At 69.8% G+C, this 26,142-nt stretch carries 18 protein-coding genes; 14 read left to right on the top strand and 4 right to left on the bottom strand.

The features are described from left to right. The first annotated feature begins 24 nt into the window (after positions 1–24). The 7 genes from AC3ANN_RS16175 (at position 25) to AC3ANN_RS16145 (ending at position 8,260) form a co-directional block, all read left to right on the top strand. Positions 25–1,038, top strand: coding sequence for a LacI family DNA-binding transcriptional regulator (locus AC3ANN_RS16175; protein ID WP_488338406.1), 1,014 nt, complete (start codon positions 25–27; stop codon positions 1,036–1,038). Between the two features lie 26 nt (positions 1,039–1,064). After that, entirely contained in the window at positions 1,065–2,282 is a 1,218-nt protein-coding gene (locus tag AC3ANN_RS16170) for a GDSL-type esterase/lipase family protein (protein WP_488340852.1), read from the top strand. After that, positions 2,279–3,505: an enolase C-terminal domain-like protein gene (locus AC3ANN_RS16165; protein ID WP_488338405.1), complete on the top strand. Its 1,227-nt coding sequence runs from the start codon at positions 2,279–2,281 to the stop codon at positions 3,503–3,505. The genes AC3ANN_RS16170 and AC3ANN_RS16165 overlap by 4 nt, the downstream gene beginning before the upstream one ends. Further along, positions 3,505–4,497 (top strand): hypothetical protein, encoded by a 993-nt coding sequence (locus tag AC3ANN_RS16160; RefSeq protein WP_488338404.1) that lies wholly within the window; start codon positions 3,505–3,507, stop codon positions 4,495–4,497. The genes AC3ANN_RS16165 and AC3ANN_RS16160 overlap by 1 nt, the downstream gene beginning before the upstream one ends. Then, entirely contained in the window at positions 4,494–5,699 is a 1,206-nt protein-coding gene (locus AC3ANN_RS16155) for a hypothetical protein (RefSeq protein WP_488338403.1), read from the top strand. Before AC3ANN_RS16160 ends, AC3ANN_RS16155 begins: the two co-directional genes overlap by 4 nt. Then, the gene (locus AC3ANN_RS16150; protein ID WP_488340851.1) at positions 5,699–6,472 is read left to right on the top strand and encodes an NAD-dependent epimerase/dehydratase family protein; all 774 of its coding nucleotides are present in this window, start codon (positions 5,699–5,701) and stop codon (positions 6,470–6,472) included. Before AC3ANN_RS16155 ends, AC3ANN_RS16150 begins: the two co-directional genes overlap by 1 nt. Positions 6,473–6,688: 216 nt before the next feature. Beyond that, positions 6,689–8,260, top strand: coding sequence for a glycoside hydrolase family 6 protein (locus AC3ANN_RS16145; protein ID WP_488338402.1), 1,572 nt, complete (start codon positions 6,689–6,691; stop codon positions 8,258–8,260). A 180-nt stretch (positions 8,261–8,440) separates the two neighbouring features. On the opposite strand, the gene AC3ANN_RS16140 is transcribed toward AC3ANN_RS16145, so the two are convergent. Continuing rightward, positions 8,441–10,780 carry a transglycosylase domain-containing protein gene (locus tag AC3ANN_RS16140; protein WP_488338401.1) on the bottom strand — a complete coding sequence of 780 codons (2,340 nt, stop codon included), beginning with the start codon at positions 10,778–10,780 and terminating at the stop codon, positions 8,441–8,443. Positions 10,781–10,935: 155 nt separating this feature from the next. Between AC3ANN_RS16140 and lplAB the strand changes: the two genes are divergently transcribed. The 4 genes from lplAB (at position 10,936) to AC3ANN_RS16120 (ending at position 15,341) form a co-directional block, all read left to right on the top strand. Continuing rightward, entirely contained in the window at positions 10,936–11,985 is a 1,050-nt protein-coding gene (gene lplAB, locus AC3ANN_RS16135) for a lipoate-protein ligase LplAB (RefSeq protein ID WP_488338400.1), read from the top strand. 101 nt (positions 11,986–12,086) lie between these two features. Next, positions 12,087–13,034: a DNA-methyltransferase gene (locus AC3ANN_RS16130; RefSeq protein ID WP_488340850.1), complete on the top strand. Its 948-nt coding sequence runs from the start codon at positions 12,087–12,089 to the stop codon at positions 13,032–13,034. A gap of 193 nt (positions 13,035–13,227) precedes the next feature. Beyond that, the gene (locus AC3ANN_RS16125; RefSeq protein WP_488338399.1) at positions 13,228–14,214 is read left to right on the top strand and encodes an LLM class F420-dependent oxidoreductase; all 987 of its coding nucleotides are present in this window, start codon (positions 13,228–13,230) and stop codon (positions 14,212–14,214) included. 788 nt (positions 14,215–15,002) lie between these two features. Continuing rightward, positions 15,003–15,341, top strand: coding sequence for a DUF559 domain-containing protein (locus tag AC3ANN_RS16120; RefSeq protein WP_488338398.1), 339 nt, complete (start codon positions 15,003–15,005; stop codon positions 15,339–15,341). A gap of 19 nt (positions 15,342–15,360) precedes the next feature. Here the strand turns inward: AC3ANN_RS16120 and AC3ANN_RS16115 are convergent, their stop codons facing one another. Together AC3ANN_RS16115 and AC3ANN_RS16110 are read right to left on the bottom strand one after the other, a co-directional pair. Then, a complete protein-coding gene (locus AC3ANN_RS16115) occupies positions 15,361–16,848 on the bottom strand; it encodes a carboxylesterase/lipase family protein (RefSeq protein WP_488338397.1) in 1,488 nt (495 codons plus the stop codon). Then, complete coding sequence (locus tag AC3ANN_RS16110) at positions 16,845–17,477, bottom strand: TetR/AcrR family transcriptional regulator (protein WP_488338396.1); 633 nt, start codon at positions 17,475–17,477, stop codon at positions 16,845–16,847. The genes AC3ANN_RS16115 and AC3ANN_RS16110 overlap by 4 nt, the downstream gene beginning before the upstream one ends. A 107-nt stretch (positions 17,478–17,584) precedes the next feature. Between AC3ANN_RS16110 and AC3ANN_RS16105 the strand changes: the two genes are divergently transcribed. From AC3ANN_RS16105 to AC3ANN_RS16095, 3 genes are all read left to right on the top strand, one after another. Further along, the gene (locus AC3ANN_RS16105) at positions 17,585–18,883 is read left to right on the top strand and encodes an MFS transporter (RefSeq protein WP_488338395.1); all 1,299 of its coding nucleotides are present in this window, start codon (positions 17,585–17,587) and stop codon (positions 18,881–18,883) included. 63 nt (positions 18,884–18,946) lie between these two features. Further along, positions 18,947–21,229, top strand: coding sequence for a glycoside hydrolase family 3 C-terminal domain-containing protein (locus AC3ANN_RS16100; RefSeq protein WP_488338394.1), 2,283 nt, complete (start codon positions 18,947–18,949; stop codon positions 21,227–21,229). Positions 21,230–21,458: 229 nt separating this feature from the next. After that, complete coding sequence (locus tag AC3ANN_RS16095) at positions 21,459–25,079, top strand: lamin tail domain-containing protein (RefSeq protein ID WP_488338393.1); 3,621 nt, start codon at positions 21,459–21,461, stop codon at positions 25,077–25,079. Between the two features lie 164 nt (positions 25,080–25,243). Here the strand turns inward: AC3ANN_RS16095 and AC3ANN_RS16090 are convergent, their stop codons facing one another. After that, positions 25,244–26,086 carry an alpha/beta fold hydrolase gene (locus AC3ANN_RS16090; protein ID WP_488338392.1) on the bottom strand — a complete coding sequence of 281 codons (843 nt, stop codon included), beginning with the start codon at positions 26,084–26,086 and terminating at the stop codon, positions 25,244–25,246. Positions 26,087–26,142 lie beyond the last annotated feature (56 nt).

The following is a 26,142-nucleotide window of genomic DNA, read 5'->3' as shown; positions in this document are numbered from 1 at the left end:
CTGCCCACCGCATCAGGAGACACCATGACCCCCGAGACCATCCGACAGCCCGTCACAGTCAACGATGTCGCCAAGCACGCCGGCGTGTCCCGTGCCACCGTCTCCTACGCGCTCACCCAGCCCACGCGACTCTCTGACGAGATGCTCGCCCGCGTGCAGGCGTCCATCGCCGAGCTGGGCTACGTTCGCAACGATGCGGCCCGGCGACTTCGCGTCGGACGCAGCCAAGCATTGGGGCTCGTGGTCGCCAACAGCCGCAACCCCGTCTTCGCTGAGCTGGCTTCAGGAGCTGAGGAGGAAGCGGCGCGGCACGGTATGTTCATCCTTCTCGCGAACGCGGACGACAACGCCGAGCGTGAAAGGCAGTACCTGCGCTTCTTCGAGTCGCAGCAGGTCAACGGCGTCCTCATCGCCCCCGTCGGCTCCGTCCCCGAGGAACTCGTCGAGCTTCGCCGGAAGGGGACACCCTTCGTCGTCCTGGGTAAGCCGCAGGCCGAGATGGTGTATCCGTCCATCAGTGGCGACGGACGCAGCGGCGGACGACTGGCGACCGAGCACCTCATCGCGCAGGGGCGCCGTCGGCTGTTGTTCGTCGGTGGCCCTCACCCGCAGGTCGCGGACCGCCGCGACGGAGCGCAGGATGCTGTTGCATCGGCGCCGCACCCGGTTCAGTTGGAGACCATCTCCGTTCCCCTGCAGACCGTTCGCGCCGGTGAGGCGATCGGCGATCAGCTGCTCCAGCGCGGACAGCTGCCTGACGGCATCTTCGCCGGTAACGACCTGCTGGCGCTCGGCCTGATGCACAAGCTCATCGCCGCAGGAGTCGGCATTCCCGCCCAGGTTTCCCTGGTCGGCTACGACGACATCGAGTTCGCGGAGTACGCCATCGTTCCGCTCACCAGCATCCGCCACGCGGGCAACAAGATGGGCGCTGCCGCCGTGCGACAGCTGCTGGATCCCGACTCCGCGGAGAACTCCGCCGCGGACCAGTACGCGCCGCAGTTGATGGTTCGCGCCACCTCCCTCAGGGAGGGATGAGCCGAGTGCACACGGTCCCCTTGGACGTGCTGAAGGCCGCAACCTTCGGCGCGGTAGACATCGAGCCCCGCGATGACGGCTTCATCCCGCGCCGGTTGCCGCAGTGGACGCGGCGCCAGTACGCCGACGCGGGCATCGACTGGGTCTCCGCTCACACGGCCGGTGTGCGGCTGCGCGTGCGCACCGCCGCGCGGACACTGCGCCTCCAGGCCACCTTCATCAGGAATGTCGACGCCGAATCGCCGCACCCGCCGTTCCCGGTGAGTGTGGTCGCGACGGCACAGGGCATCTTGCTGGACCGCTGCGACCTCGACGAGGGCACGCTTATTGTTGCTGCGGCCGACCGGACCTTCACTGTCGTGCCGGGACCGATCTCCCTCGTGGAATTGCACCTCGGCGGTGATGGGGGGGAGCGTGAGATCGAGGTGTGGTTGCCTCACAACGCCCAGGTGGTGGTGCACGACGCGGAGGCGGATGCCGCGGTGACCGCAGCGCCTGCCGATGACCGCCCGATGTGGCTGCACCACGGGAGCTCTATCAGCCACGGTCTGGAGGCGGACGGGCCACTCGGACCATGGCCGCAGCAGGCGGCGCGCGCGCTGGGCTTGGACCTGCTCAACCTCGGATTCGCGGGCAACGCGATGCTCGACCCGTTTGTTGCCCGCACCATCGCGACGACGACGGCGGACGTGATCACCCTCAAGCTCGGCATCAACATCGTCAACGCCGATGGGATGCGTGAACGGGTCTTCGTACCGGCGCTTCATGGGTTTCTGGACATCATTCGCGAAGCCCACCCCGACACGCCCCTCGCAGTCATCACAGCCATCTCCTGTCCGTCCCATGAGGATGCCCCCGGTCCGACGCGGCGGGTCGGGTCGGGCCGGTTCGCGGGAACGCCCCGCGAGATGAACTCCGGCGACGGCTCGCTGACACTGCGGCGCACACGCGACCTCATCGGTCGCGTGGTGACCGACCGTTCTGCCCGCGACCCGCAGTTGCGTCTGGTCGACGGACAGGACCTTCTCGGCGATGATGATGCCGCGCTGCTGTACGACGACCTGCATCCGAACCAGCACGGGTACGACCTGATGGCTGCAAGGTTCACCGACCTCGCCCGCAAAACCGACCACTCGCTGGGGCGGACGTTCTCGTCCGTGCTGACGGGAACCGCTGTCCGGGAGGGGGAGGGGGCGCGCCGCCTTCCTGCCCCTCCCGGGCCCACCATGGTGGTGCCGCGATGAGCCGCATCACCGACGTAGAAGTCGTTCCGCTGGCGTTCTCGGACCCGCCCCTGCTGAACACATGGGGTGTGCACGAACCACTGGCGCTGCGCACCCTCGTGGTGCTCACGACGGAGGACGGTACGACCGGGCTGGGCGAAGCTGGCGGCGATCTGACCCTGCTGAACCGTCTGCGGGCCATCGCTCCGCGCCTCATCGGCACGCGGGTGGATTCCCCCGCGAACATCAGCGAAGTGGTCCTCTCCGTGCTCGGCCCGACGACGCCGCTCGTCGAGCGCAACATCGCGCGGTCGCCGTTCGATGTTGCTGCCATTGACGCATGGGCACGCTTGGAGGGGGTCCGGGTCGTGGACCTGTTGGGCGGACCGGTGAGGGACCACGTTGACTACGCCGGCTACCTCTTCTACAAGTGGCCGAGTCACCCCGGTCGCACAACTGACGAATGGGGCGGCGTCCGTCGCGCCGGCGACGTCGTCGGGTTGGCACGCACCATGGTGACCAGGTACGGGTTCGGGTCGCTCAAGCTGAAAGCGGGCGTCTTTCCTCCTGACCAAGAGATCGCGGCACTCCGCGCACTGCACAGCGCCTTCCCGGGCGTGCCGTTGCGTATGGATCCGAACGGCGCGTGGACAGAATCCACCGCGTTGAAAGTGGCGGCGGAGCTCGAAGGGGCGCTGGATTACCTCGAGGACCCGGTGCTGTCCATCCCAGCGATGGCGCGGGTGCGCGAGTCGACCCAGCTCCCGCTGGCCAGCAACATGATCATCAACACGCTGGGAGACCTGGACGCGGTCGTCGCAGCATCGGCGCTGGACATCGTCCTGGCCGACCATCACTACTGGGGTGGCCTCTCCAGTGCACTGGAGCTTGCTCGCGAGTGCGCTGCGGCCGGGCTGGGCGTATCCATGCACTCCAACTCGCACCTCGGGGTGTCTCTGGCCGCGATGACACATGTGGCCGCCGCGTCCGAGGCCATCACGTATGCGAGCGACACCCACTATCCCTGGAACGCGGGCGATGACATCGTCCAGGACGGCACGTTCTCGTTCCAGGGGGGCGCTCTCATCGTGCCTGACGGGCCGGGGCTGGGAGTGGAACTGCGCCGCGACACCGTGGACCGCCTTCACCGCGCCTACATCGAATCCGGGCGGACGGTCCGCGATGACACCGGGTACATGCGGTCGGTGGATCCTGACTACGACGCCGGCCTGCCTCGATACTGATGCGCGTCACGTTCAGCCTGTTCCCGTGGGATATCGACGGGGATCCCACCGCCGCAGCCTGGCTCGCCGGCCGTGGCGTCGAGCAGGTCGCTCTCGCCGCGACCTACCACGCAACACGGGCGGCCACTCCCCGCCACCCAGCCCACAGGATCGTGCACATCGACCACTCAGCCGGCTACCTCGCGGACCCCGGGCCACTGCCGCGCGGGGTTGCCTCGTACGAACGTGCTCGAGACGGCCTCACTCGGGCGGGCGTGCAGGTGTCGGGCTGGGTGGTGCTCAGCCACGTCGAGGGCGCTCGACCGGATCTCCCGCGCGTCGTCGACGCCTTCGGAACGGTCTCCCGCCACGCCATCTGCCTGCGTTCTCCCGAAGCGCTCGTCTACGCGACCGAAACGGTGCAGACCTTGGGGCGTGCGGGCTCGGACCGGGTGGTCGTGGAAGGTGCATCCTGGTCGAACCTCGGCCACGCCTCCCTGCACGACAAGGTAGCCGCAGCCGACCTGGACGCCGAGGCCCTGTCATGGTGTCTCTGCCCAAGGTGCGCGGCGGCCGCCGACGTGGACCCGGCCGACGTCCGGACGGTGCTTCGAAACAATGCGCCGGTTCCGGCTGACATCGCCGACCGGGTGCGGCGCGCGCGAGGAGAGGCGGCGAACGCGTTCCGGGCGCGGGTGCTGACAGTAGCGGCGGCAACGGGTTTCACGGATGTGCTGTTCCATCCCGACACCGACCAGTCCGCTCCCCGCGGTAATACTCTGGCCGACGCATGGCAGGATACCGAGTCCGCCGCGGCCCAGCTGCGCGCCGGAACCGCACAGGGCGCCTACGTCACCATTCTCAACGACCCGCCACCCACCGCCGCCGAGCTCACCGCCGCGTGGGCGGCACTGCAGGCGGCGGGTGCCAACGATCTTCTCGTGTACCACGCGGGCCTCGCATCGACGTCTCGCCTCGACGCAGCCCTGACAGCAGTGAAAGGAATCTCATGACCTCCCCCCGCGAAGTCTGCCTGTGGGTGACCCCCAAGATCTTCGACGATCTGCGCGCGCCGGCCGATGGCGTCGCAGCGTTCTTCGACCATCACGCGGAGTGGATCGACGGAAACGACCTCACCATCGTCTTCTGCGCCGGCAACGGCGACCACGTCCTCGACTGGCGAGGACCAGACGGGCTGGATGACACCTTCGATTGGGCGCGCTACAACGCGTACGCGTGGGACCCCGACGCCGGGCAGACGTTCGAGACCGCGATGCGCAACCACAATGCCAACTGGCTGGACCGGGTGCGGGAAGGCGGTGAGCGCTCCGCGAACCCCTACTCAGCGGGACCGATGATGGTGTTGTCCGAACAGCCGATGGACTACCGATCTTTGGCGCACATCTACGCCACAATCCGGGAGGAGGCTGCTCGGCGAGATGTGCGGCTGCGGCTCCTGGAATACCTTGAGCCAGGACCGGAGTTCTGCCGTAGCGAATGGAAGACCGTCCGTCACCCCGAGGTAGCCGCCGCTCGCGCTGACGCCGGCGGGCACGAGATCCCGGGGCTCATCGACGTCACCCTCCCGCTGAACGCCGACTCCCGGCGCTACGCCGGCTGGCCCGACGGCATCCCCGCAGGCACCCTGGCCGGCGACTTCGTCGCCCGCCAGACCGCGGCATTCGTCTCCGACTTCGCCCTTGACGGCGTGCTTCTGGGCAACCAGTTCGGACTGCTCGGGTTCTGGAACCCGAAGAACGCGCCGGAGCTGACCTCGGAACGGCAGGAGGGGATCCGGGCGTTCTTCCTCGGGCTGCGTGCAGCGATGGGCGACCGCCAGATCTACTGGATGGACAGCTATTGGCGCGCGGACGTCGAACGCGATGTGTGGGGGATGACCGACGAGTGCTACGACACGCTCGACGCCATCGTCGTCTCCACCTTCGCTGTCCTGGTCGAGCGCACAGAGATCATCCCGAACCTGCAGAGCAAGGCACGGATGCGAGCACGCACGCTTTACGCGGTGGACTTCGTGGACCCCTGGTACGCCTACCGCACCCACCTGGACGACATCCGCAGCTACCAGTACCAGCGTGAGGTCCTCCGCTCGCACCGTCACCTCACCGACGGGGTGACGTTCTTCGCCAACGACACCTTCGGCCAGTTCGTCCCCCGCGAGCGGCTCGAGGAAACCCGCCGTCTCCTCACCGCGTGATGGCCACCATCGTCATCACCGGCGCAGCCGGAGTCATCGGAACAGCGGTCACGCCCTTGCTCGCCGACCGTCACGAATTGCGGCTCGTGGATATCGACGTGCCCGAGGACGCCGACGGCACGTGGACCCAATGCTCGATCACCGATTCCGCGAAGCTCGCCGCAGTGCTGGAAGGCGCGGACGCTGTCGTCCACCTTGCGGGCATCGCCGCCGAAGCACCGTGGGACGACCTTCTGCAGGTGAACATCGACGGAACGAAACGCATCCTGGAAGCCGCCCGCGACGCCGGAGTCCGCCGAGTACTGCTCGCCAGCTCCATCCACGCCGGCGGGTACTTGACCGGCTCGACCGCGGACGTGCGTGCAGCTCGCCCCGACTCGTATTACGGGGTCAGCAAGGTCGCGATGGAGGCACTGGGGAGCTTGTTCGCTGACCGGTTCGAGATGTGTGTCGTCTCGGCGCGCATCTGCACGTTCGGGCGCGAGCCGACTCTCGGACGGACGGTTGCGACGTGGTTCTCGGTGAGCGACACCGTCCGGCTCATCGAGGCCGCCGTGGAGCTCGATGCGCCAGGGAATCACGTGGTTTGGGGAGTATCAGCCAACAGTCCGGGTTGGTTCCCCCTCGAACCCGGACGCCAGATCGGCTACCATCCTGAGGACAACGCGACACAGCTCCTCACAGAAGCGTATGGCGCGCTGCCACAGTTCCCCGACCCGCGCTCACGCCTCGGGGGCCCGTTCCTGGACATACCGCTCGGTGGCCGACCGTGACCTGGCAACCTCTTGGCGGCGCGTCAGTCATACGCAGGCGCGCGGCGATGGGGTGAAGACCGGATTCTGACCCGCGCACGGTTCACCGTTGACGCGCGGGAGGAGGATGCGTCATCCTTTCCACAGCGACCGTTGTGGGAGCGCTCCCACGCACCCACGACGGTCCTCCTCGGGGCGACGACGCCCCGGTGGTCGATGCTGACGAAGGAGTTCTGCATGACCCATGACGTCCCCCGCCGTCGCCGTCGAGCCGTCGCACTCGGCGGCGCCATGGCGCTCGCAGCGGCGCTCGCCGCGCCGATCGGCGCGAGTGTCGCCCATGCCGACGACTCCGGGCTGGCCGGGTCGGAGCTGTACCTCAACCCGTGGAGCACGACGCTCGAGGCCGCGCAGTCTCTCACCGGCCAGGCGCGCGACGACGCGCAGCTGCTCGGCTCGATCCCCTCCGCCGACTGGTTCACCAGCGGAACCCCCGCCGAGGTCGAGGCCGCCGTCGACGACGTCGTGACCGCAGCCGCCGCGACCGGCCGCATGCCGGTGCTCGTGGCCTACAACCTGCCGTTCCGCGACTGTGCGCAGTACTCGGCAGGCGGCGCGCTCGACACCGCGGCCTACAACGCGTGGATCGACGGATTCGCGGCCGGGATCGGCGACCGCCCCGCCACGGTGATCCTCGAGCCCGACGGGCTCGGCATCATCCCCCACTACACGACGCTCGACGGTGTCACCGAGTGGTGCCAGCCCGCCGAGGTCCCTGCCGAGACCGCTGCCGCGGACCGCTACCTGCAGCTCAACCACGCGGTCGACGCGTTCGGGTCGTTGCCCGCGACATCCGTCTATCTGGACGGCACGAGTCCTGCCTGGCTGAACGTCGGCGAGATCTCGGACCGACTGATCAAGGGCGGCGTGGAGCGTGCAGACGGCTTCTTCCTCAATGCCTCGAACTACCAGTTCACGACGAACTCGGTGGTCTACGGCACGTGGGTCTCGCAGTGCATCGCCTACGTCACGCAGGTGAATCCGGACGGCTTCGGGGAGTGCGGCAACCAGTACTGGAACGGCGGACCCGCCACCAACTGGCAGGGCGTTGCCATGTCACCGTACGGCGAGTGGACCGCGGATGCCGCCGACCCCGCGCTGAACACGAGCGGCGTGGATTCGCGGTACGCGCTGATCCTGGGCGACGTCGAGGCGAGCACGCACTTCGTCATCGACACCAGCCGCAACGGCCTCGGACCGTGGCAGTACCCCGTCGGCGCCTACCCGGCGCACGAGGACTGGTGCAACCCGCCGGACCGCGGCCTGGGCGCACGCCCGGACACGACCACCGGTGTGCCGCTCGTCGACGCCTTCCTGTGGATCAAGGTGCCGGGGGAATCCGACGGCAAGTGCTATCGCGGCACGGGCGGTCCGCTCGACCCGGCACGCGGCATGGAGGACCCCGCTGCGGGTCAGTGGTTCGTCGAGCAGGCCCGCGAGCTCGTCGAGCTCGCGAGCCCCGCGATCGAGCCGCTGGACTGCCACGTCGCGTGGGACGTCGATGCCGACGCCAAGGGCTTCGCGGCGAAGGCACGCACGTCAGCTGCGGGCGCCCTGGAGTTCTTCTTCTCCGGCGACCAGACGGTGCGAAAGGCCACGCGCGGCGAGTTCACGCAGGACGGCGCGGCGGTCACGGCCACCGCGTCCGCGCGTCCCGGCAACGCGCCGAGCACGCTGCTGCATGTGACCGGCGAGCCCGACCAGCCGTGGATCTTCTGGCTCGACGGCCGCGCCTGCACGTCCGACTGATCGAACGATGAGGGGACGGATGCCGCGGCCCGCGGCATCCGTCCCCTTCCCTGCTCGCAATGGGGTGAGGGACGGCGAGGGGGCCTCATCGAGCGCGATCTCAACGCGCCGTGGAACGGGCCGGGCGCGACCGGGGTGGAATGGCTCTCGTCGGGCCGCGGCCTCGACGAAGCGAAGAGGTCACCGACGTCCGACCAGCTCGGCCGGTGGTGCGGGGAAGGGGCCACCCGGGTAGAGCTGGTTGGCGACGACCTGGATGTCGCGTGCGATCGGGAGGCGGATCGTCGAGAGCACCCGTCCGTTGTACGACGCGCGGAAGACGTCGCCGGCCCCGATGACGTTGCCCGCCCACACAGCCGTCGTCACCCGGGTGCTCGATTCCACCAGCCACGTCTGAATCTGCTCGTGCGTGCCCGTCTTACCCATCACCGGCGTGCCGTCGTTGGGGTTGCCACCGGTTCCGGTGCCGCCCGTCATAACCCCCTGCAGAGCGAACGCCGTCGCGGCCGCCACCCCCGGGCTGATCGCCTGCGAGCATCGATCGCCGGGAACGGCGAGCTCGTCGCCGTCGGCGTTGACCACGCGCTCTATCGCTCGCGGAGCGCAGTGGACGCCGTTGTTCGCGACCGCGGCGAACGCGGCCGCCATGGCCGCCGGGGCGATCTCGTTGGTGCCGATGACCGCCGCGGCGCCGTCGATGTCCACCGGATCGCCCGAGCCGCGCGTCACGCCCAGGCGGGCGGCGACGTCCTCGATGTCGCAGAGGTCGAGACGCTCCGCCATGCCGAGGAACCCGCTGTTCAACGACTGCGCGGTGAACTGCATCGGCGTCCCGGTGTAGCCCGGGACGTTCCCGAAGTTGCGGACGAGATGGTTCTCGCGGTTGATCCAGGTGCCGTCGCAGCGATCCTGGAGGCGAGGGATGACGCGCTGGCTGCCGTTGACGGTCTCGAAGAGCGAATGCCCCTTCTCGAGCCAGTCGACGAGGGTGAACAGCTTGAACGTCGATCCCGTCGCGAATCCGGTCGAGACGCCGTGCACCGCATCGCCCGCGTAGACGAGCGACGTGTAGACCGGGTCGGTAGCGGCGAGGCCGGCGTCCTCTGTGAAGCGGTTGTTCTGGGCGATGGCGAGGATGCGCCCGGTGCCCCCCTCGATGCTGATGGAGGCTGACCCGAACGACATGCCGGGCACGCTCTCGGGGGCGTACCGCCGCATCGCATCCTGTGACGCGTTCTGCAGCCGCCAGTCCAGTGTCGTGTAGATGCTCAGCCCCTCGCGTGTGAGCGACTGATGGCGCTCCTGCGCCGTCTCGCCGAACGCACTCGCGTAGGCGGGGTCGAAACGGACGGTGTTCACCACGTACTGGCAGAAGAAGGGCGCTGCCGTGGCGGCGCACCCCGTCCGCGCCGGCTGGATCGTGGGCGTGATCGGCTCGATCGCCGCCGCCACGTACTGCTCTTCGGTGATGCGTCCGTCCTCGAGCATGCGGCCGATCACATAGAGCTGCCGACCCTTGGTGGCGCTGTACGGATCGGCGGCCGCGACGTGCTGCTCGGGCGTGATGGTCCCCTCGGCGAGCAGGGCATCGAGGCTGGCGAGCGTGCCGGGACTGACATCGTCGAGGGAGCCGTCGGCCGCCTTGTTGTAGCCGGTACCGTCAGCGTCGATGATCGACCCCATCGGGCGATCGATGCGGAACGTGTTGGGGTTCTGCACGATCCCCGCGAGCGTCGCCGCCTGAGCGAGCGTGAGGTTCGCAGCCGTGGTCCCGAAGTAGTAACGAGCGGCGGCCTCGATGCCGTAAGTGGTGCCGCCGAAGTTGGCGATGTTGAGGTAGCCCAGGAGGATCTCGTTCTTGGAGTGCTCCCGTTCGACCTGGATGGCGTATCGGATCTCCCGCAGCTTGCGCAGGTAGCCCTCGACACCTTGCGCCTGTGTCGCATCGAGCCAGCATTCGCGCAGCACCTCGTCGCGGGTCTGCGACTCCGTCGCGACGGCGTCGCGCTCGCAGCGCTGGACCAGGATGTTCTTCACGTACTGCTGGCTGATCGAGGACCCGCCCTGGGTCGCACCGCCCTGGGCGTTCCTGATGAAGGCGCGGGTCGTGCCGATGAGGTCGACGCCGCCGTGCTGGAAGTACCGCGGATCCTCCGCTGCCAGGATGGCGTCGTACATGACCGGAGCGATCTCGTCGAACGAAACGGGAACGCGGTTCTGGTCGTAGAAGGAGGTCAGCTCGACGTCCGTTCCTGTCGCGGGATCGCGCGCGTAGATCGTCGTCGGCAGCATCAGTCGATCGATCTCGAGGTAACTGGGCATGTTCTCGAAAAGCGAGACGACTCTGCTCACCCCATGCCCCGACAACGCCAGGACCGGTACGACCGGTGCCACCACCAGAAGTCCGCCGACGATGCTGAGCACGACGAGCGCGAAGATACCGCCGAGCACCCCGCCGACCGTGCGGGTGTAACGCGGTAAGCCCGCGACCTGCGCAGAAACCTCTGACGACGGCTTCACGGCGGCTCCGATGTCCGGTGGGACACAGCATGCCACCCGGTTCCCGATTCCGCGATGGGTTGGACGTGAGCGAACGGCAGATCGCATGCTTGCGCACGCGCTTCCCCCGCGGACTGAGGCCGATCCGGCTCCGCCGCGCGCAATAGGCTGAGGGGATGCACGGCGAATACAAGGTCCCGGGCGGAAAGCTCGTCGTCGTCGACCTCGAGGAGCGCGACGGTCGCATCGCGGACTTCCACCTCGCAGGGGACTTCTTCCTCGAGCCTGACGACGCGCTGCACGACATCGACGCGGCCGTGAACGGCCTGCCCGTCGAGGCCGACGTGGCGACCATCGCGGCCGCGGTGCGCTCGGCGCTCCCCGAGGGCGCGCAGCTGCTCGGGTTCACGCCCGAGGCGGTCGGCACGGCGGTGCGCCGCGCCCTCGTGACCGCGCCCGGGTGGCGCGACTTCGACTGGGAGATCGTCCACGAGAAGCCGGTGTCGCCCCGGATGAACCTCGCACTCGACGAGGTGCTCACGGGCCGCGTCGGCGATGGCCGCCGCCGTCCGACGCTGCGGCTGTGGGAGTGGAACGAGAACGCCGTCGTGATCGGCTCATTCCAGTCGCTGCGCAACGAGGTCGATCCCGAAGGGGCCGCCAAGCACGGGTTCGACGTGGTCCGCCGCATCTCGGGGGGTGGCGCCATGCTGATGGCGGCGAACTCGATCGTGACCTACTCGCTGTACGTCCCGGCATCCCTCGTCGCGGGACTCACCTTCGCCGACTCGTACGCGTTCCTCGACGACTGGGTGCTGCAGGCGCTGCGCGCGCTCGGCATCGAGGCCACCTACCAGCCGCTCAACGACATCGCCTCGCCGCAGGGCAAGATCGGCGGCGCCGCGCAGAAGCGGCTCGCGAACGGCGGCGTGCTGCACCACGCCACCCTCAGCTATGACATGGACGGTCAGATGATGACCGAGGTGCTGCGCATCGGCCGCGAGAAGCTGAGCGACAAGGGCACGACCTCGGCCGCGAAGCGCGTCGACCCGCTCCGGAGGCAGACCGGTCTGCCGCGCGAGGCGATCATCGAGAAGCTCAAGGACACCTTCGCCAACCTCTACGGCGCCGTCCCCGGCCGCATCACCGACGACGAGTACGCCGAGGCCGAGGCGCTCGTCGAGGCGAAATTCGCGACCGACGCGTGGCTCCGGCGCGTGCCGTGACGGATGCCACAACCCCGGCCGCGGCTTCTGAACCCGAGGTACCGGCGGCTCCGGAACCCGAAGCACCGACGGCTCCGGAGCCCGAGGCGGCGGCTGCGGCTCTGCCGGGGCCGGGGTCGGTCGAGATCCACGAGGGCGACAACCTCGACGTCCTCCGCGGGCTGCCGGACGCATCGTTCACCCTGATCTACCTCGACCCGCCGTTCAACACCGGCCGCGTGCAGGAGCGAGCCCTCGAGACCGCGCGGTGGACCAGCGCGACTCCTGAGGAATCGGATCGGCACGGTCGTGACGGCGCGACGTCACACGGCGCGTCGGAGGCCGAAGGCGCGGATCTCAGGAGTTCCGTGCAGGACGCGATCGTGCGGCGCGGGTTCCACGGTCGGGAGTACGTGCGGATCCGCGGCGACCTGCGCGCCTACGACGACCGGTTCGACGACTACTGGGGCTTCCTCGAGCCACGACTGCTCGAGGCGTGGCGACTGCTCGCCGACGACGGCACGCTGTACCTGCACCTCGACTACCGCGAGGCGCACTACGCCAAGGTGCTGCTCGACGCGCTCGTGGGTCGCGAGCGGTTCCTCAACGAGCTCATCTGGGCGTACGACTACGGAGCCAAGACGCGCAAGCGCTGGCCCACCAAGCACGACACGATCCTGGTGTACGTCAAGAACCCGCAGCGGTACTGGTTCGACTCGGATGCCGTCGATCGTGAGCCCTACATGGCACCCGGGCTCGTGACGCCCGAGAAGGCGGAGCGCGGCAAGCTGCCCACCGACGTGTGGTGGCACACGATCGTGCCGACCACGGGACGTGAGAAGACCGGGTATCCGACGCAGAAGCCCGAGGGGATCCTCCGCCGCATCGTGCAGGCCTCGAGCCGCCCGGGCGATCGCGTGCTCGACTTCTTCGCCGGCAGCGGCACGACCGGCGCGGTCGCCTCGGCGCTCGGCCGGCACGCCGTGCTCGTCGACCACAACCCCGAGGCGGTCGCCGTCATGCGCGAACGGATGCCGCACGCCAGGGTCTTCCCGCCGCCCTCGGCCTGACGCCCCCGATGCCGACGGCTGAGGCCTCTCGCGTGCGGAGAGACCCGCGCGGTCGGGCCGAGGCATCCGTCGCCCGCGAGACTTCACCTCTGTCACGCCACGGAGGCCGAACGATGACAGAAGTGAAGTCTCGCGTGCGGAGAGACCCGCGCGCGGCCGGGCCGAGGCATCCGTCGCGCCATAGGCTGGGCGCATGCGCTTCGGAACCTTCATCCCCCAGGGCTGGCGATTCGACCTCGTGGGCATCGACCCCGCGCAGCACTGGGAGGTGATGAACGGCCTCGCCCAGCGCGCCGACGCGGGACCGTGGGAGTCGCTGTGGGTCTACGACCACTTCCACACCACCCCGGTGCACTCGGAGGAGGCGACGCACGAGGCGTGGACGCTCATGGCGGCGTTCGCCGCCTCGACGAGTCGCATCCGGCTCGGGCAGATGTGCACATGCATGGGCTACCGCAACCCCGCGTACCTCGCCAAGGTCGCCGCGACCGTCGACATGGTCTCGGGTGGCCGCGTCGAGATGGGCATCGGCGCCGGCTGGTACGAGCACGAGTGGCGCGCGTACGGGTACGGGTTCCCGGCCGTGCCGGAGCGCCTGCGGATGCTGCGCGAGGGCGTCGACATCATGCAGCAGGCCTGGACCACCGGGCGGGCGACCCTCGACGGCGAGTTCTACCAGGTGGACGGCGCCCTGGTGCGGCCGCTGCCGCTGCAGGACGGCGGCATCCCGATGTGGATCGCCGGAGGCGGCGAGAAGGTCACGCTCAAGATCGCGGCGCAGTACGCGGCGTACACGAACTACTCCGGATCACTGGACGACATCGACCGCAAGAGCGACGCGCTGCGCCGGCACTGCGACGCCATCGGCCGCGACTTCGCCTCGATCACGCGCACCTCGAACTTCAACACGATCGTCGGCGCGACGGAGGCCGAGGCGCGCGACCGCCTCGCGGCCGTGATGGCCCGGCTGACGCCGCACCTCGGGCAGGAGAGGGCCGACCACCTCGAGCACGAGTACCTGAACTCGCCCGGGTTCGGCTCGGTCGAGCAGGTCGCCGAGCGCCTCGCCGAGCGCGAGCGCCACGGCATCTCGTACGCGATCCACTACTTCCCCGAGGCCGCCTACGACCTCTCGGGCGTCGAGCTCTTCGAGCGCGAGGTGGTCGCCGCCCTCAGCTGACCCGGGCTCGCCGGCGGGGTGTGGTGCTGGGCGAGGAGCCCGCGAGCACTCTCGGTGTGCCCGCGCGTTGAGAAAACAGGAGCAACCGGCTTCCGCCGGGCCGTGGCGGGCTCCGCCACGGCGTGTCTCCTGAATTCGCGACGGCTTCTCCCCAGGCGCCCCGCGCTTCCAGGCGTCCACAGATCGCGGCAGCTCCTCCAACCCGGCATCGTCCATGCCGCAGCGTGGCGGGGTGTCGAACCCGCAACCTGGCTCCGCGTTCCTTCGCCGTTCGGACCTCCGCAGTCGTGGGTGGGACGATCGCGCGATCACCGCGGCCGTGAGCAGCGGCACCCTGCTGCGTCCGCGTGGGGGCAGGTACCTCCCTGCGGACACTTCGCCTGAGGTGGTCGCGGCATGTGGCATGGGTGGGCGGCTGGCGTGCGTCAGCGCGCTCCGGCATCTCGACGTGTTCGTGCTGGCTGTCGAGGCGTTGCACGTCCACCTGCCGGCGACCTCGTCGCGGCTGCCCCGTGAGTCGCGCGCGGCCCGTCGTCATTGGGAGCGACTGCATCGGCAGCCGCATCCTCGAGCGACGAGTGTCGAGGTCTTCGACGCACTTCTGCAGGCCGTGCGCTGCCAGCAGCCTCGTGCCGCCGTCGCGACGATCGACTCCGCCCTCAACCGAGGGCTGTTGGCTCAGGACGACCTCGACGAGCTGTTCGGGGCGCTGCCACACCGGTTCGCCGTCCTGCGCGGACTCATCGACGCCAGAAGCGGCTCAGGTCCCCAAAACCCTGGTGCGCTTGATGCTGCGGTCGCTCGGGCTGAGCTTCGAGGTCCAGGTGGCGATCCCGGGCGTCGGCATCGTCGACTTCGTGGTCGAGGGATGGTTGATCATCGAGTGCGACAGTGAGGCTCACCACTCCAGCTGGAACGCGCAGCGGCGCGACCGCAGGCGTGATCAGGAAGCCGCGGCCTTGGGCTATGCGACCTACAGGCCGATCGCGGAAGACATCATGTGGAACCCGGACAGCGTGCTGGCCGCGCTCCGTGGCTTGGTCGCGTCGCGACGCACGGCGTCGAGAAAACAGGAAGGGCGTGGGTCTCGCGCAACGGCGGGGCGTGCTCGACCGCGTGTGTCCTGATTTCGTGGCAACGGTCGGGTCAGAGGAGGGCGCGGACGCTCGCGTAGCCGTCGGCCACGACGTCGGGGGATGCCTCGGTCCCGAACATCCGCGTCGCCCCGGGCGTCTGCGACCAGGCGCGCCAGCCGGGGTCGTCGCCGCGGATGAGGGCGACGGCGGCGCCGTGCACGGCATCCGCCAGTCGCCGCGGCGGCGCATCGCCCGCGATCTCGATGACATGGGGCTCGTCGAGACAGTCGAACCAGAACGGCACGTCGAGGCAGTGCAGGGCCCAGCCGTGGGTGGGCGAGGGCCACGTGAAGCGGTAGACCCAGGTCGGAGCAGTGCCGCGCGCGTCGGCGACCCGCACCACCTCGGAGCGGAAGACGACGTCGGTGACGTACCGGCCGAGCACAGCGGCCGTGCCCTTGCGGCGCTGCGGCCGGTTGTCGGCGAGGTAGGTCCGCCGCCGCCCGCGCGCGAGTCCCAGCTTCGCGAGTCCGAGCGTGGCCGGGAGGAGGCGCAGGAGCCGCTTCGCGTCATCCATCACCATCGTGAACTCGTCGTCGGTCGAGCCCAGCACGAGGGGCTTGTCGGCGCCGACGCCCGCCCTGAGCGAGTCGAGCGTGGGCTGCGCGAGCAGATCGCCGTCGACCATCGGACCCCACGGCAGACCGTCGGCCAGCAGCGCGTGCACGGGTGCGAGCGGATCGGAGGAGTCGGGTGCGCCCGCCTTCTCCTGCAGGGCCAGGAGGGTCTCTTCGGGGACGGACGCGAAGCCTTCCCGCGTCGGCTGGACGCCAGCGAGATGCGCGAGCCTGGCCGCCGCCGTGCGCGCCCGCTCCGCAGGCACGTCCGCGACGGCGCCCGACAGCGCCCACACCGAGTGGAACAGGTGCTGCACGCCCGGCATCCCGAGGAGGGTCAGCACGGCCCCGCCGCCCGCGGACTGCCCGGCGATGGTCACGCGCGACGGATCGCCGCCGAAGGCCGCGATGTTGTCCTGCACCCACTCCAGCGCCGCGATCCAATCCCTCACCCCGCGATTGGACGGGGCGCCGGGGATGTGGCCGAACCCGTCGAATCCGAGCCGGTACGAGATCGTGGCCGTCACGACGCCGTCGCGGTTGAAGGCCCGGCCGTCGTACCAGGGGCTCGCCGGCGAACCCGAGATGTACCCGCCGCCGTGGATCCACACGAGCACCGGGAGGGCGGCGGTCTGTGCGGGAGCGGGCGTGAACACGTTGACGTTGAGGGTCGCATCGCCGGGGATCGACGGTTCGGGGATCAGCGTGATGCCCGGGTCGCCGCGCTGCGCGGTCGCGCCGAACTCGAACGCGTCGCGCACGTCGCTCCAAGGCTCCACCGGCGCGGGTGCGGCGAACCGCAGGGCGCCTACGGGGGCCTTCGCGAACGGGATGCCGAGGAACTCTGCCGACGCTCCGCGCTCTCCCGGCTGGCCGCGCCAGCGCCCGCGAACCCGGCCGGCGCGGGTGGTGACGACGGGACCGTCCGCGTCGGCGCTCACTGCGGGCCGCCGTCGTCCGCCGCCCGAGGATCCAGCGCGTCGAAGAGCGCGGCGACCGTCGCCGCCATGTCGACGTCGGGCTCGAGCATGAACTGCACCTGCAGGCCGTCGGCGACCGCCTGGAAGATGCGGGCCAGCGCCTCAGGAGCGATGCGGTCGGTGATCTCGCCCGCCTGCTGCCGGCGGGCGACGACCTCGGCGAACACGCGGCGCAGGGCCTCGCCGCGCTCGACGAAGAACTCGTGCGCCGGATGCTGCGGATCGGCCGCGTCGACCGATAGCCGGGCATAGAGCTGCACGAGGCCCGGCACCTCGGCGTTGTGTCGGATGACCGCGAGATAGCCGGCACGGATGTCGTCGTCCGCGGTGGAGCCGTCGGCGGCGAGCCCGAACGCCGCGGAGTCGACCTCGTCGCGCTTGCGCAGGATCTCCGTGAAGAGCTCCTCCTTGCTGCCGAAGTAGTGGAGGAGTCCTGCCTGGCTCAGACCGACGGCGTCCGCCAGCTCCTTCACGGATGCTCCGCTGTAGCCCTCGCGGGCGATCACCTCGAGTGCGCGCGTGAGGATCTCTTCGCGCTTGGCCACGCCCTTGGCGTAGGAACCTCGTCGTCCCGCTCGGCTTTCTGCCATAGGAGAAGTAAACCCGAACCGCACTTGATCTCTCAAAACCAAATGACATATGGTTTTCGCCAAGCGGCTCAGTGTCGAGCCGTCGCCACCCGAACCGAGGACCGCATATGACGACGTCGTCTGATCGCACCGCTCCCAAGACCACCAACACCTTCGTCGCCACCGCCGCAGGCAACGACGACCCGCCGGCGCCGATCAGAGGCCTGCGACGACTGATGTGGTCGATCGTCCCGGCCAACATCGCGATCTTCATGGTCTGGGGCGCCGTGCCCGGCATCCTGCTGCCGCAGCAGATCACGCTGGCGTTCGGCGAAGAGAACCAGGTCAACGTCGCGAACCTCGCGATCGTCTCGACCATCGGCGCCTTCGCGGCGATGATCGCGCAGCCGATCGCGGGTCAGATCTCGGACCGCACGCGCTCGAGGTTCGGACGCCGTGCGCCGTGGATCGTGATCGGCGCCCTCGCCGGCGCCCTCTCGCTCGTCGGCCTCGCCTTCGCCGACACCCTCGTCGGCTTCATCGTCGCGTGGGTGCTCGTGCAGACGTGCTTCAACTTCGCGCAGGGACCGCTGTCGGCGGTCATGCCGGACCGCGTCCCGATCGCGCGGCGCGGAACCTTCGCGGCGCTGTCGGGCATCGGGCTGATGGTGGGCGCGCTCGGCGGTCAGATCGTCGGCTCCCTCTTCTTCGGCAGCATCGCGCTCGGCTACATCACGTTCGCGGTGCTCTCGGTGGTCGTCCTCGTACTGTTCGTCATGCTCAACCCGGACTACGCGAGCACGCGGCTCGAACGGGAGCCGTTCCGGTTCAAGGAGTTCCTCGGCACGTTCTGGGTCGACCCGATCAAGCACCCGGACTTCTTCTGGGCGTTCACCGGACGCCTCCTGCTCTACACCGGGTACTTCGCGGTGACCGGCTACCAGCTGTACCTGCTCCAGTACTACTTCGGCGTCGAGCACCCCGAGTCGGTCATCCCGCTCTTGGGCATCCTGAGCCTCGTCGGGATCCTCATCTCGACTGTCGTCTCGGGTCCCCTCTCCGACAAGGTGGGCCGCCGCAAGCCCTTCGTCTTCGCCTCCGCGGCGGTCGTGAGCCTGGCGCTCCTGCTGCCGTGGATGTGGCAGGACCTGGCCGCGTGGATGATCATGACGTTCATCGCCGGCTTCGGGTTCGGCATGTTCCAGGCGGTCGACACCGCCCTGATCAGCGAGGTGCTGCCCTCCGCGAAGTCGTTCGCGAAGGACCTCGGCGTCGTGAACATCGCAGCGACGCTCCCGCAGACCCTCGCGCCCGGAGTCGCCGGGGCCATCGTGCTGATGTTCGGCTACCAGGGCCTCTTCCCCGTCGCGATCGTCCTCGGCATCCTGGGAGCATTCGCGATCTGGCCGATCAAGTCGGTCCGGTGACGAATGCCCGGCCCACGGCATCCGTCTCCTCCCGAGTCCACGACCACCGATGAAAGGAACCCGATGACCCTCCCCGATGTCACGGCGCTGACCCTCGAAGAGAAGGCGTCGCTCACCAGCGGCGCGAGCTTCTGGTACACCAAGCCGATCGAGCGCGCCGGCGTGCCCGCGATCATGGTCACAGACGGTCCGCACGGTCTGCGGAAGCAGCGCGAGGGCGGTGACCACCTGGGCATCGGCGACAGCGTGCCGGCGACCTGCTTCCCCCCGGCCGTCGGCCTCGGCTCGTCGTGGGACGTCGAACTCGTGAACCGCGTCGGCGAGGCGCTCGGAACCGAGGCGTCTATCGAGAACGTGGCGGTGCTGCTCGGCCCTGGCATCAACATCAAGCGCTCGCCGCTGTGCGGCCGCAACTTCGAGTACCTCTCGGAGGACCCGATCGTGTCGGGCGTGCTGGGCGCTGCGATCGTGAGAGGCGTCCAGTCGAAGGGCGTGGGCACCTCGCTCAAGCACTTCGCCGCCAACAACCAGGAGCACGACCGCATGCGGTCGAGCTCGGACATCGACCCCCGGCCGCTTCGCGAGATCTACCTGCGCGGATTCCAGCGCGTCGTCGAGGACGCGCAGCCGTGGACGGTCATGTGCTCGTACAACCGCATCAACGGCGTGTACGCGTCGGAGGACCCGTGGCTGCTGACCCGGGTGCTGCGCGACGAATGGGGCTTCGAGGGGCTCGTCGTCTCGGACTGGGGCGCCGTCAACGAACGCGTTCCGGGTCTCGCGGCCGGCATGGACCTCGAGATGCCGTCATCGAACGGCGTCACCGACGCTCAGATCGTCGCCGCGGTGCACGACGGCTCGCTCGACGAGCAGGTGGTGGATGCCGCGGCCGGCCGCGTGCTCGACCTCGTGCGCAAGGCGACAGATGGTGCCGGCGCCGTGGCGGGACCGCTCGACGTCGACGCGCACCACGCCCTCGCGCGCGAGGCCGCGGGGCGCTCGATCGTGCTTCTCCAGAACGAGGGCGGGATCCTGCCGCTCGCGAAGGACGCGAACCTCGCCGTGATCGGCGAGTTCGCCGAGAAGCCCCGCTACCAGGGCGCCGGCTCCTCGATGATCAACCCGACGCGCCTCGACAGCGCGCTCGACGAGATCCGCGCGCTCGCGACCGGACAGGTCGCGTACGCTCGCGGCTTCAGCAACGCCCTGCAGGTCTCGGCCGACGAGACCGCTGCGCTGCGCGACGAGGCGGTGGCCGCGGCATCCGTCGCCGACGTCGCCGTGCTGTTCCTCGGCCTGCCGGCGCGCCTCGAGTCGGAGGGATACGACCGCGACGACATCGACCTGCCCGCCGCGCAGCTCGAGCTCGTCGACGCCGTGGTCGCGGCGAACCCGAACACCGTCGTGGTGCTCTCGAACGGCGGCGTGGTGGCGCTGCCGTTCGCCGACCGCGTGCCGGCGATCCTCGAGGCGTGGCTGCTCGGGCAGGCGGGCGGCGGGGCGACGGCAGACGTGCTGTTCGGCGACGTCAACCCGTCGGCCAAGCTCACCGAGACGATCCCGCTGCGGCTCGAGGACACCCCTGCGTACCTCGACTTTCCCGGCGAGTTCTCGCACGTCCGCTACGGCGAGGCACTGTTCGTCGGCTACCGCTGGTACGACGCGCGCCGCATGGACGTGGCGTTCCCGTTCGGGCATGGGCTGTCGTACACGACCTTCGCATACGGGGCTGCCTCGGCCGCCGTGAATGCCGACGGCGACGTCGAGGTGACCGTGGCCGTGACCAACACCGGTGACCGCGCCGGTCGCGAGGTCGTGCAGGTGTACACCGGACTCCCGGGCGGCACGGTGCAGCGTCCGGTGCGCGAGCTGAAGGCGTTCGCCGCGGTCGCGCTCGAGCCCGGTGAGACCCGCGAGGTCGCGCTGACCGTACGCCGGAAGGACCTCGCGTACTGGGACATCCGAGTCGACCGCTGGCTCGTCGAGGGCGGCTCGTACACCGTCGATGTCGCGGCGTCGAGTCGCGACATCCGCTCGAGCGTCACGGTGGAGGTCGCGGGCGACGAGTTCACGCTGCCGCTGTCGCGCACGTCGTCGATCGGCGAGGTGATGGCGCACCCCATCGCCGGTCCGGTCGTGCAGGCGGCGATCGCACAGATGATGGGCGGCATGGAGGGTGTCGCCGACATCATGCCCGAGGGCGTCGACGCGACGAAGATGATGGAGTCCTTCCCGATCGGCCGCGCGGGCATGTTCGCGCAGGGCGACTCCGGCGGCTCGATCAACCCCGAGATGATCGACGGCCTCATCGCGATGGCGAACGCGGGCGGCGCGCCCCAGCAGTAGGCCGCGACGGATGCCTCAGCCCGGGCGCCTGCAGCGGCGTCGGGCTGAGGCTGGCCCACGCGTCCGGAAGGGCGTGGGGCGCGCCGTCGTCCGCGCCGTCGTCCGCGTTGCGGGCACGGCGGGCGAGGGTTCGCTCGCCGTTCACCTGTCGTTCGCCGTGCGGTGTGAAGATCCGGGGACCCGTTCGGATGCCGGTCTGGGGATCGGCATGCCTCGCAAGGAGTCCTTGGTGCCCAAACATCGTCGTGCGCTCGCCGCCGCCCTGGCCGCGATCGTCGGCTTCGTCCCTCTCACCGTCTTCGCCGCCGCGCCGGCCTCGGCGGCCGTGACCGATCTCGTGATCAACGAGGTCAACTCCGACCCGGAGGACTGGTTCGAGCTGGCCAACCCGACGGCGGCCGACATCGCGCTGGCCGGGATGTGGTTCGTCGACAGCGGGACCGACGACCCGACGCATTGGGTCGAGCTCACCGGCGTCGTCCCGGCGAACGGCGTGCTCGCCGTCGACTCGCCGGTCGGCTTCGGCAAGGGCGACAGCGTATCGGTGTACCAGGGCGGCAAGGCGGCGTTCGACGCGGGCACGGCGACGCTCGTCGACACCGTCACCTGGCCGGCAGGCGTCCACGCCTCGTCGATGGGCATCTGCCCGGCGCCCTCCGCGGGCCTCGTCACGATGACGCCGACGAAGGGCGCGGTCAATGACTGCCCGGCGCCGGGGCTCGATGAGATCCGCATCAACGAGGTGTTCTCCAACGGCGTCGACTTCGTCGAGCTCGTCAACGTCGGCGCGGTCGCGGTCGACATCAACGGCTGGACGGCCGTGGACGGCGACCCGACCCACGTGCCGCTCGTGCTCGCGGACACGCCCACGCTGATCGAGCCCGGAAGCCACTACGTCTTCCACCCCGACGACACGACGGAGTTCCCGGCGGGCGGCTTCGGCCTCGGCAAGGGTGACTCGATGACGATCGCGCTGCCGGACGGCACCGAGGTCGACTCGACCACGTGGCCCACCGACACCCACGCCGCGCCGTCGTGGGGTCGCTGCCCCGAGGGCATCGGCGGCTTCGTCATGAACGCCGCGGCCACGTCCGGCGCGGTCAACGACTGCCCCGCCGTGCCGGGCGCGGCGCAGATCAAGGTCAACGAGGTCAGCTCCGACCCCGCGGACTGGATCGAGCTCACCAACATCGGCGCCACCGCGGTCGACATCTCGGGGTGGCTCGTCTCCGACAACGCCCGTACGACCGACGCGACCCACCTCCAGGCGATCGCGGCCGGGACGACGCTCGAGCCGGGCGGATACGTGAAGGTCGACTACACCGCCGCCGGCTTCGGCAAGGGCGACGAGGCGAACCTCTACCTCGCCGACGGCACGACCCTCGTCGACACGACGACGTGGCCGGCCGAGACGCACGCGACCTCGTGGGGTCGATGCGCCGACGGCGCCGGTGCCTTCCGCGCCACGACGCCGACGCCTGCTGCCGCCAATGACTGCACGGTCACGCCGCCGCCGGCGCTCGACCTGCACTGGGACGACATCGAGATCAACGAGATCTCCTCACTCAACGACGACGATGCCGGCAACCCCGGCTTCGGCGACGCGGTCGAACTGGTCAACACGGGCACGAACGACGTGACGATCGAGGGCTGGTACCAGACCGACAGCGGCGCGGCGACCGGTGCGTCGGCGCTGACCCTCGCCGACCTCAAGGTGTGGGACGGCGACTCGCTCGAGCCGGCGGGCTCGTGGATCATCCCGGCCGGCGGCTACGTCGCCTTCTCGTCGAAGAAGGGCCTCTCCGGAGAGGGCGACGCCGTCAAGGTCTACGGTCCGGGCGCCGACGCCGCATCCCGACAGCTCGTCGACGCACAGGTGTACGGCGACGGCGCGGCCGGCGCGTCGGACACGTTCGCGTCGGAGGCGGTTTCGTCTGCCGCGTGTCCCGATGGATCCGGCGACTTCTGGTCCGTCACCGAGAGCAGCTTCGGGCGGGACAACACCGAGTCGTGCGACACCCGGTTCCGCCCGCTCGACACCGCGATCGTCCTGAACGAGGTCTCGAACGTGGCGGGCAAGGCCGAGCTGCTCAACACCGGCGCCGAGCCGGTCGACATCTCCGGCTGGGAGCTGCTCGATTCCGACGCGACGGTGGTCCACACGATCCCCGCCGACACCGTCGTCGCCGCCGGCCGGTTCCACGTCGCCGACGACATCGAGGGCCTCGACAGCGTCGACTCGCTCACGCTTCGCCGGGCCGACGACGGCGCCAGCGCCGTCGGCCACACCTGGTACGAGGACGGTCACGCGTCGTACAGCCGCTGCGAGCTGTTCGGCACGGTGTCGTACGTCGAGACCCCGACGGCGACCTGGGGCGCGGCGAATGCATGCCCGGGCCTCGAGACCGAGACCTGGCCCGGCGCCGCCGAGATCGCCGTCGCGGACGCCGTGGACGCGTTCACCGACCTCGACGCCAACGACGAGGGCGATGTGTCGGGCGCGGCCTTCGACCCCTCCGACCCGAGCATCCTGTGGGTCGCGATGAACAAGGGCCGCCTGTTCAAGATGCACGAGGTCGGCGGCGTGTACGAGTCGTTCCCGGAGTGGGAGGGCGGCATCCCGCTGCGCTTCGCCGACGGCGGCGGCGAGCTGGACTCCGAGGGCGTCACGATCGGCCCGGACGGCGCCGCGTACGTCACGTCGGAGCGTGACAATGCACGCGCGAAGAGCACGTCGCACAACAAGGTCGCGCGGTTCGACGTGAGCGCCGTGACAGCCGCCACGACCGAGCTCGTGGCGACCCACGAGTGGGACGTGAACGGATTCGTGCCGACGGGCACCAACCTCGGCCTCGAGGGCATCACCTACGTGCCCGACTCGTTCCTCGTCGGTTCCGGTTGGCAGGTCGGCGGCGCCGCGTACCGCGCCGGCGATCACGCCACTCCCGGCCTCTTCGTGGCGGCGGTCGAGGGGACGGGCGCCCTGCACTTCTTCTCACTGGCCGTCGGCTCGGCGCCCGTCGAGGTGAAGGTCGAGAGCTCCGGCTTCCCCTGGTCGATGGACGTCGCATACGACGCCGACCGTGAGGCGCTGTGGGCCCTGTGCGACGACGGCTGCGGCGGCGTCTACAACCTGCTGGAGGTCGTCGACGGCGACTTCGAGGTCGCGCACTCGTACTCCCGCCCCGCAGGCATGCCGAACCTCAACAACGAGGGGATGGCGATCGCCCCCGCGTCGACGTGCGCCGACGGGTTCCAGGAGGTCGTCTGGACCGACGACGGCGACACCGGTGGCCACTCGCTGCGCGCGGGCACCCTGCCGTGCCCGGCGACCGGCGGACCCGGCGGCCCGGGCGAGCCGACGCCGACCCCGACGCCGACGCCGACCCCCACTCCCACTCCCACTCCCACCCCTGGGTCGCCTTCGACGGGCGCGCCGGGACCGGTGTCGGAGGATGAGCTCACCGATGCCACCCGCGGCGGCATCGACGCGCCCGACACGGCCCGGGCCGGCGAGACCATCACGATCGTCGTCGGCACAGAGCACGCCGGTGACACGGTGTGGGTGTGGCTGCACTCGACGCCCGTCTCGCTCGGCGGCCATGTGGTGACCGCCGCAGGCACCGTCACCGTGCCGCTGCCCGCGGGCACCGCGCCCGGGCTGCACACCCTCGTCGTGCTCGACGCGGACGGCAACGTCATCGGCTGGACCGAGATCACCGTCACCGCCGCGCTCGCCGCGACGGGCGCGGACGCGGCGCCTCTCGCCGTGACCGCGGGCATCGCACTCGCGCTCATCGCCGCGGGCGCCCTGGGTGTCGTGGTGCGGCGCCGCCGGTCACCGGCCTGACGATCACGCGACGGATACCCCGGCACCGCGCCTGCCCAGGCGCCGCGCCGGGGCATCCGTCGTTCTCTCGTCCGTGTCGCAGGACGTCTCCGCGGTGGGCGCGGAGCCATGGCGTCGGACCCGCCCGTTATCGCCGGCCCGTCCTGTGAGACGAGCCGCCGGCCCTAGGACCGCACGAACGCCAGCAGCGCCTCGTTGACCTCGGCGCCGTGCGTCCACAGCAGGCCGTGCGGCGCGCCCTCGAGCTCGACGTAGGTCGCGTCGGGCAGCAGCTCCTTGAACCGGCGGGCCGTCGCGTCGATCGGCAGAATGTTGTCGGCGGTGCCGTGGAGGATGAGCACAGGCACGTCGATCGCCGGGATGTCGGCACGGAAGTCCGTCGGCCACGTGAGCGGCGCCGCCGCGATGGCGGTGTTGCCGGCAAGGTTGGCGACCTGCACGCTCGCGTCGAGGGCCTCCTGCGAGATGCGTGAGCCGAGGTTGTCGTCGAGGTTGTAGAAGTCCTTGAAGAACCCGGTGATGAAGGCGTAGCGGTCGTCGCGCACGGACTGCGCGATGCCGTCGAAGAACTCCTGCGGACCGGCGCCTCCGGGGTTGTCGTCGGTCTTCAGCAGGAACGGCTCGAGCGACCCGAGGAAAGCGGCCTTCGCGACGCGCGAGCTGCCGTAGCGCGACAGGTACCGTGCGATCTCACCCGTGCCCATCGAGAAGCCCACGAGGATCGCATCGCGCAGGTCGAGGTCCTCGATGAGCGCGTGCAGGTCGGCCGCGAACGTGTCGTAGCCGTAGCCCGAGCCGGCCTTCGTCGACTGGCCGAACCCGCGGCGGTCGTACGCGACGACCCGGAATCCGGCGTCCAGCAGCGCCGCCTGCTGCTTGCCCCACGACTCGCCGTTCAGCGGGAACCCATGGATCAGCACCACGGGCTGCGCGTCGGCCGGGCCCTGGTCGGTGTAGTAGAGGTCCACGTCGACCGAGTTCTCGGTCCCGACGGTGATGTACGCCACGATCGCTCCTTCCGGTCGGGGACGGATTCCCCGGCCCTGACTTCGACGCTAGGCCG

The organism is Microbacterium sp. STRO-2N (assembly GCF_057747775.1).
This window is presented reverse-complemented; position numbering and strand designations above follow the sequence as displayed.

Excerpts from the sequence above, each read along its gene's own strand:
- AC3ANN_RS16175 (WP_488338406.1), top strand. The coding sequence starts at position 25 with ATGACCCCCGAGACCATCCGACAGCCCGTCACAGTCAACGATGTCGCC.
- AC3ANN_RS16165 (WP_488338405.1), top strand. The coding sequence starts at position 2,279 with ATGAGCCGCATCACCGACGTAGAAGTCGTTCCGCTGGCGTTCTCGGAC.
- AC3ANN_RS16160 (WP_488338404.1), top strand. The coding sequence starts at position 3,505 with ATGCGCGTCACGTTCAGCCTGTTCCCGTGGGATATCGACGGGGATCCC.
- AC3ANN_RS16155 (WP_488338403.1), top strand. The coding sequence starts at position 4,494 with ATGACCTCCCCCCGCGAAGTCTGCCTGTGGGTGACCCCCAAGATCTTC.
- AC3ANN_RS16150 (WP_488340851.1), top strand. The coding sequence starts at position 5,699 with ATGGCCACCATCGTCATCACCGGCGCAGCCGGAGTCATCGGAACAGCG.
- AC3ANN_RS16145 (WP_488338402.1), top strand. The coding sequence starts at position 6,689 with ATGACCCATGACGTCCCCCGCCGTCGCCGTCGAGCCGTCGCACTCGGC.
- lplAB (WP_488338400.1), top strand. The coding sequence starts at position 10,936 with ATGCACGGCGAATACAAGGTCCCGGGCGGAAAGCTCGTCGTCGTCGAC.
- AC3ANN_RS16125 (WP_488338399.1), top strand. The coding sequence starts at position 13,228 with ATGCGCTTCGGAACCTTCATCCCCCAGGGCTGGCGATTCGACCTCGTG.
- AC3ANN_RS16120 (WP_488338398.1), top strand. The coding sequence starts at position 15,003 with ATGCTGCGGTCGCTCGGGCTGAGCTTCGAGGTCCAGGTGGCGATCCCG.
- AC3ANN_RS16110 (WP_488338396.1), bottom strand. The coding sequence starts at position 17,477 with ATGGCAGAAAGCCGAGCGGGACGACGAGGTTCCTACGCCAAGGGCGTG.
- AC3ANN_RS16105 (WP_488338395.1), top strand. The coding sequence starts at position 17,585 with ATGACGACGTCGTCTGATCGCACCGCTCCCAAGACCACCAACACCTTC.
- AC3ANN_RS16100 (WP_488338394.1), top strand. The coding sequence starts at position 18,947 with ATGACCCTCCCCGATGTCACGGCGCTGACCCTCGAAGAGAAGGCGTCG.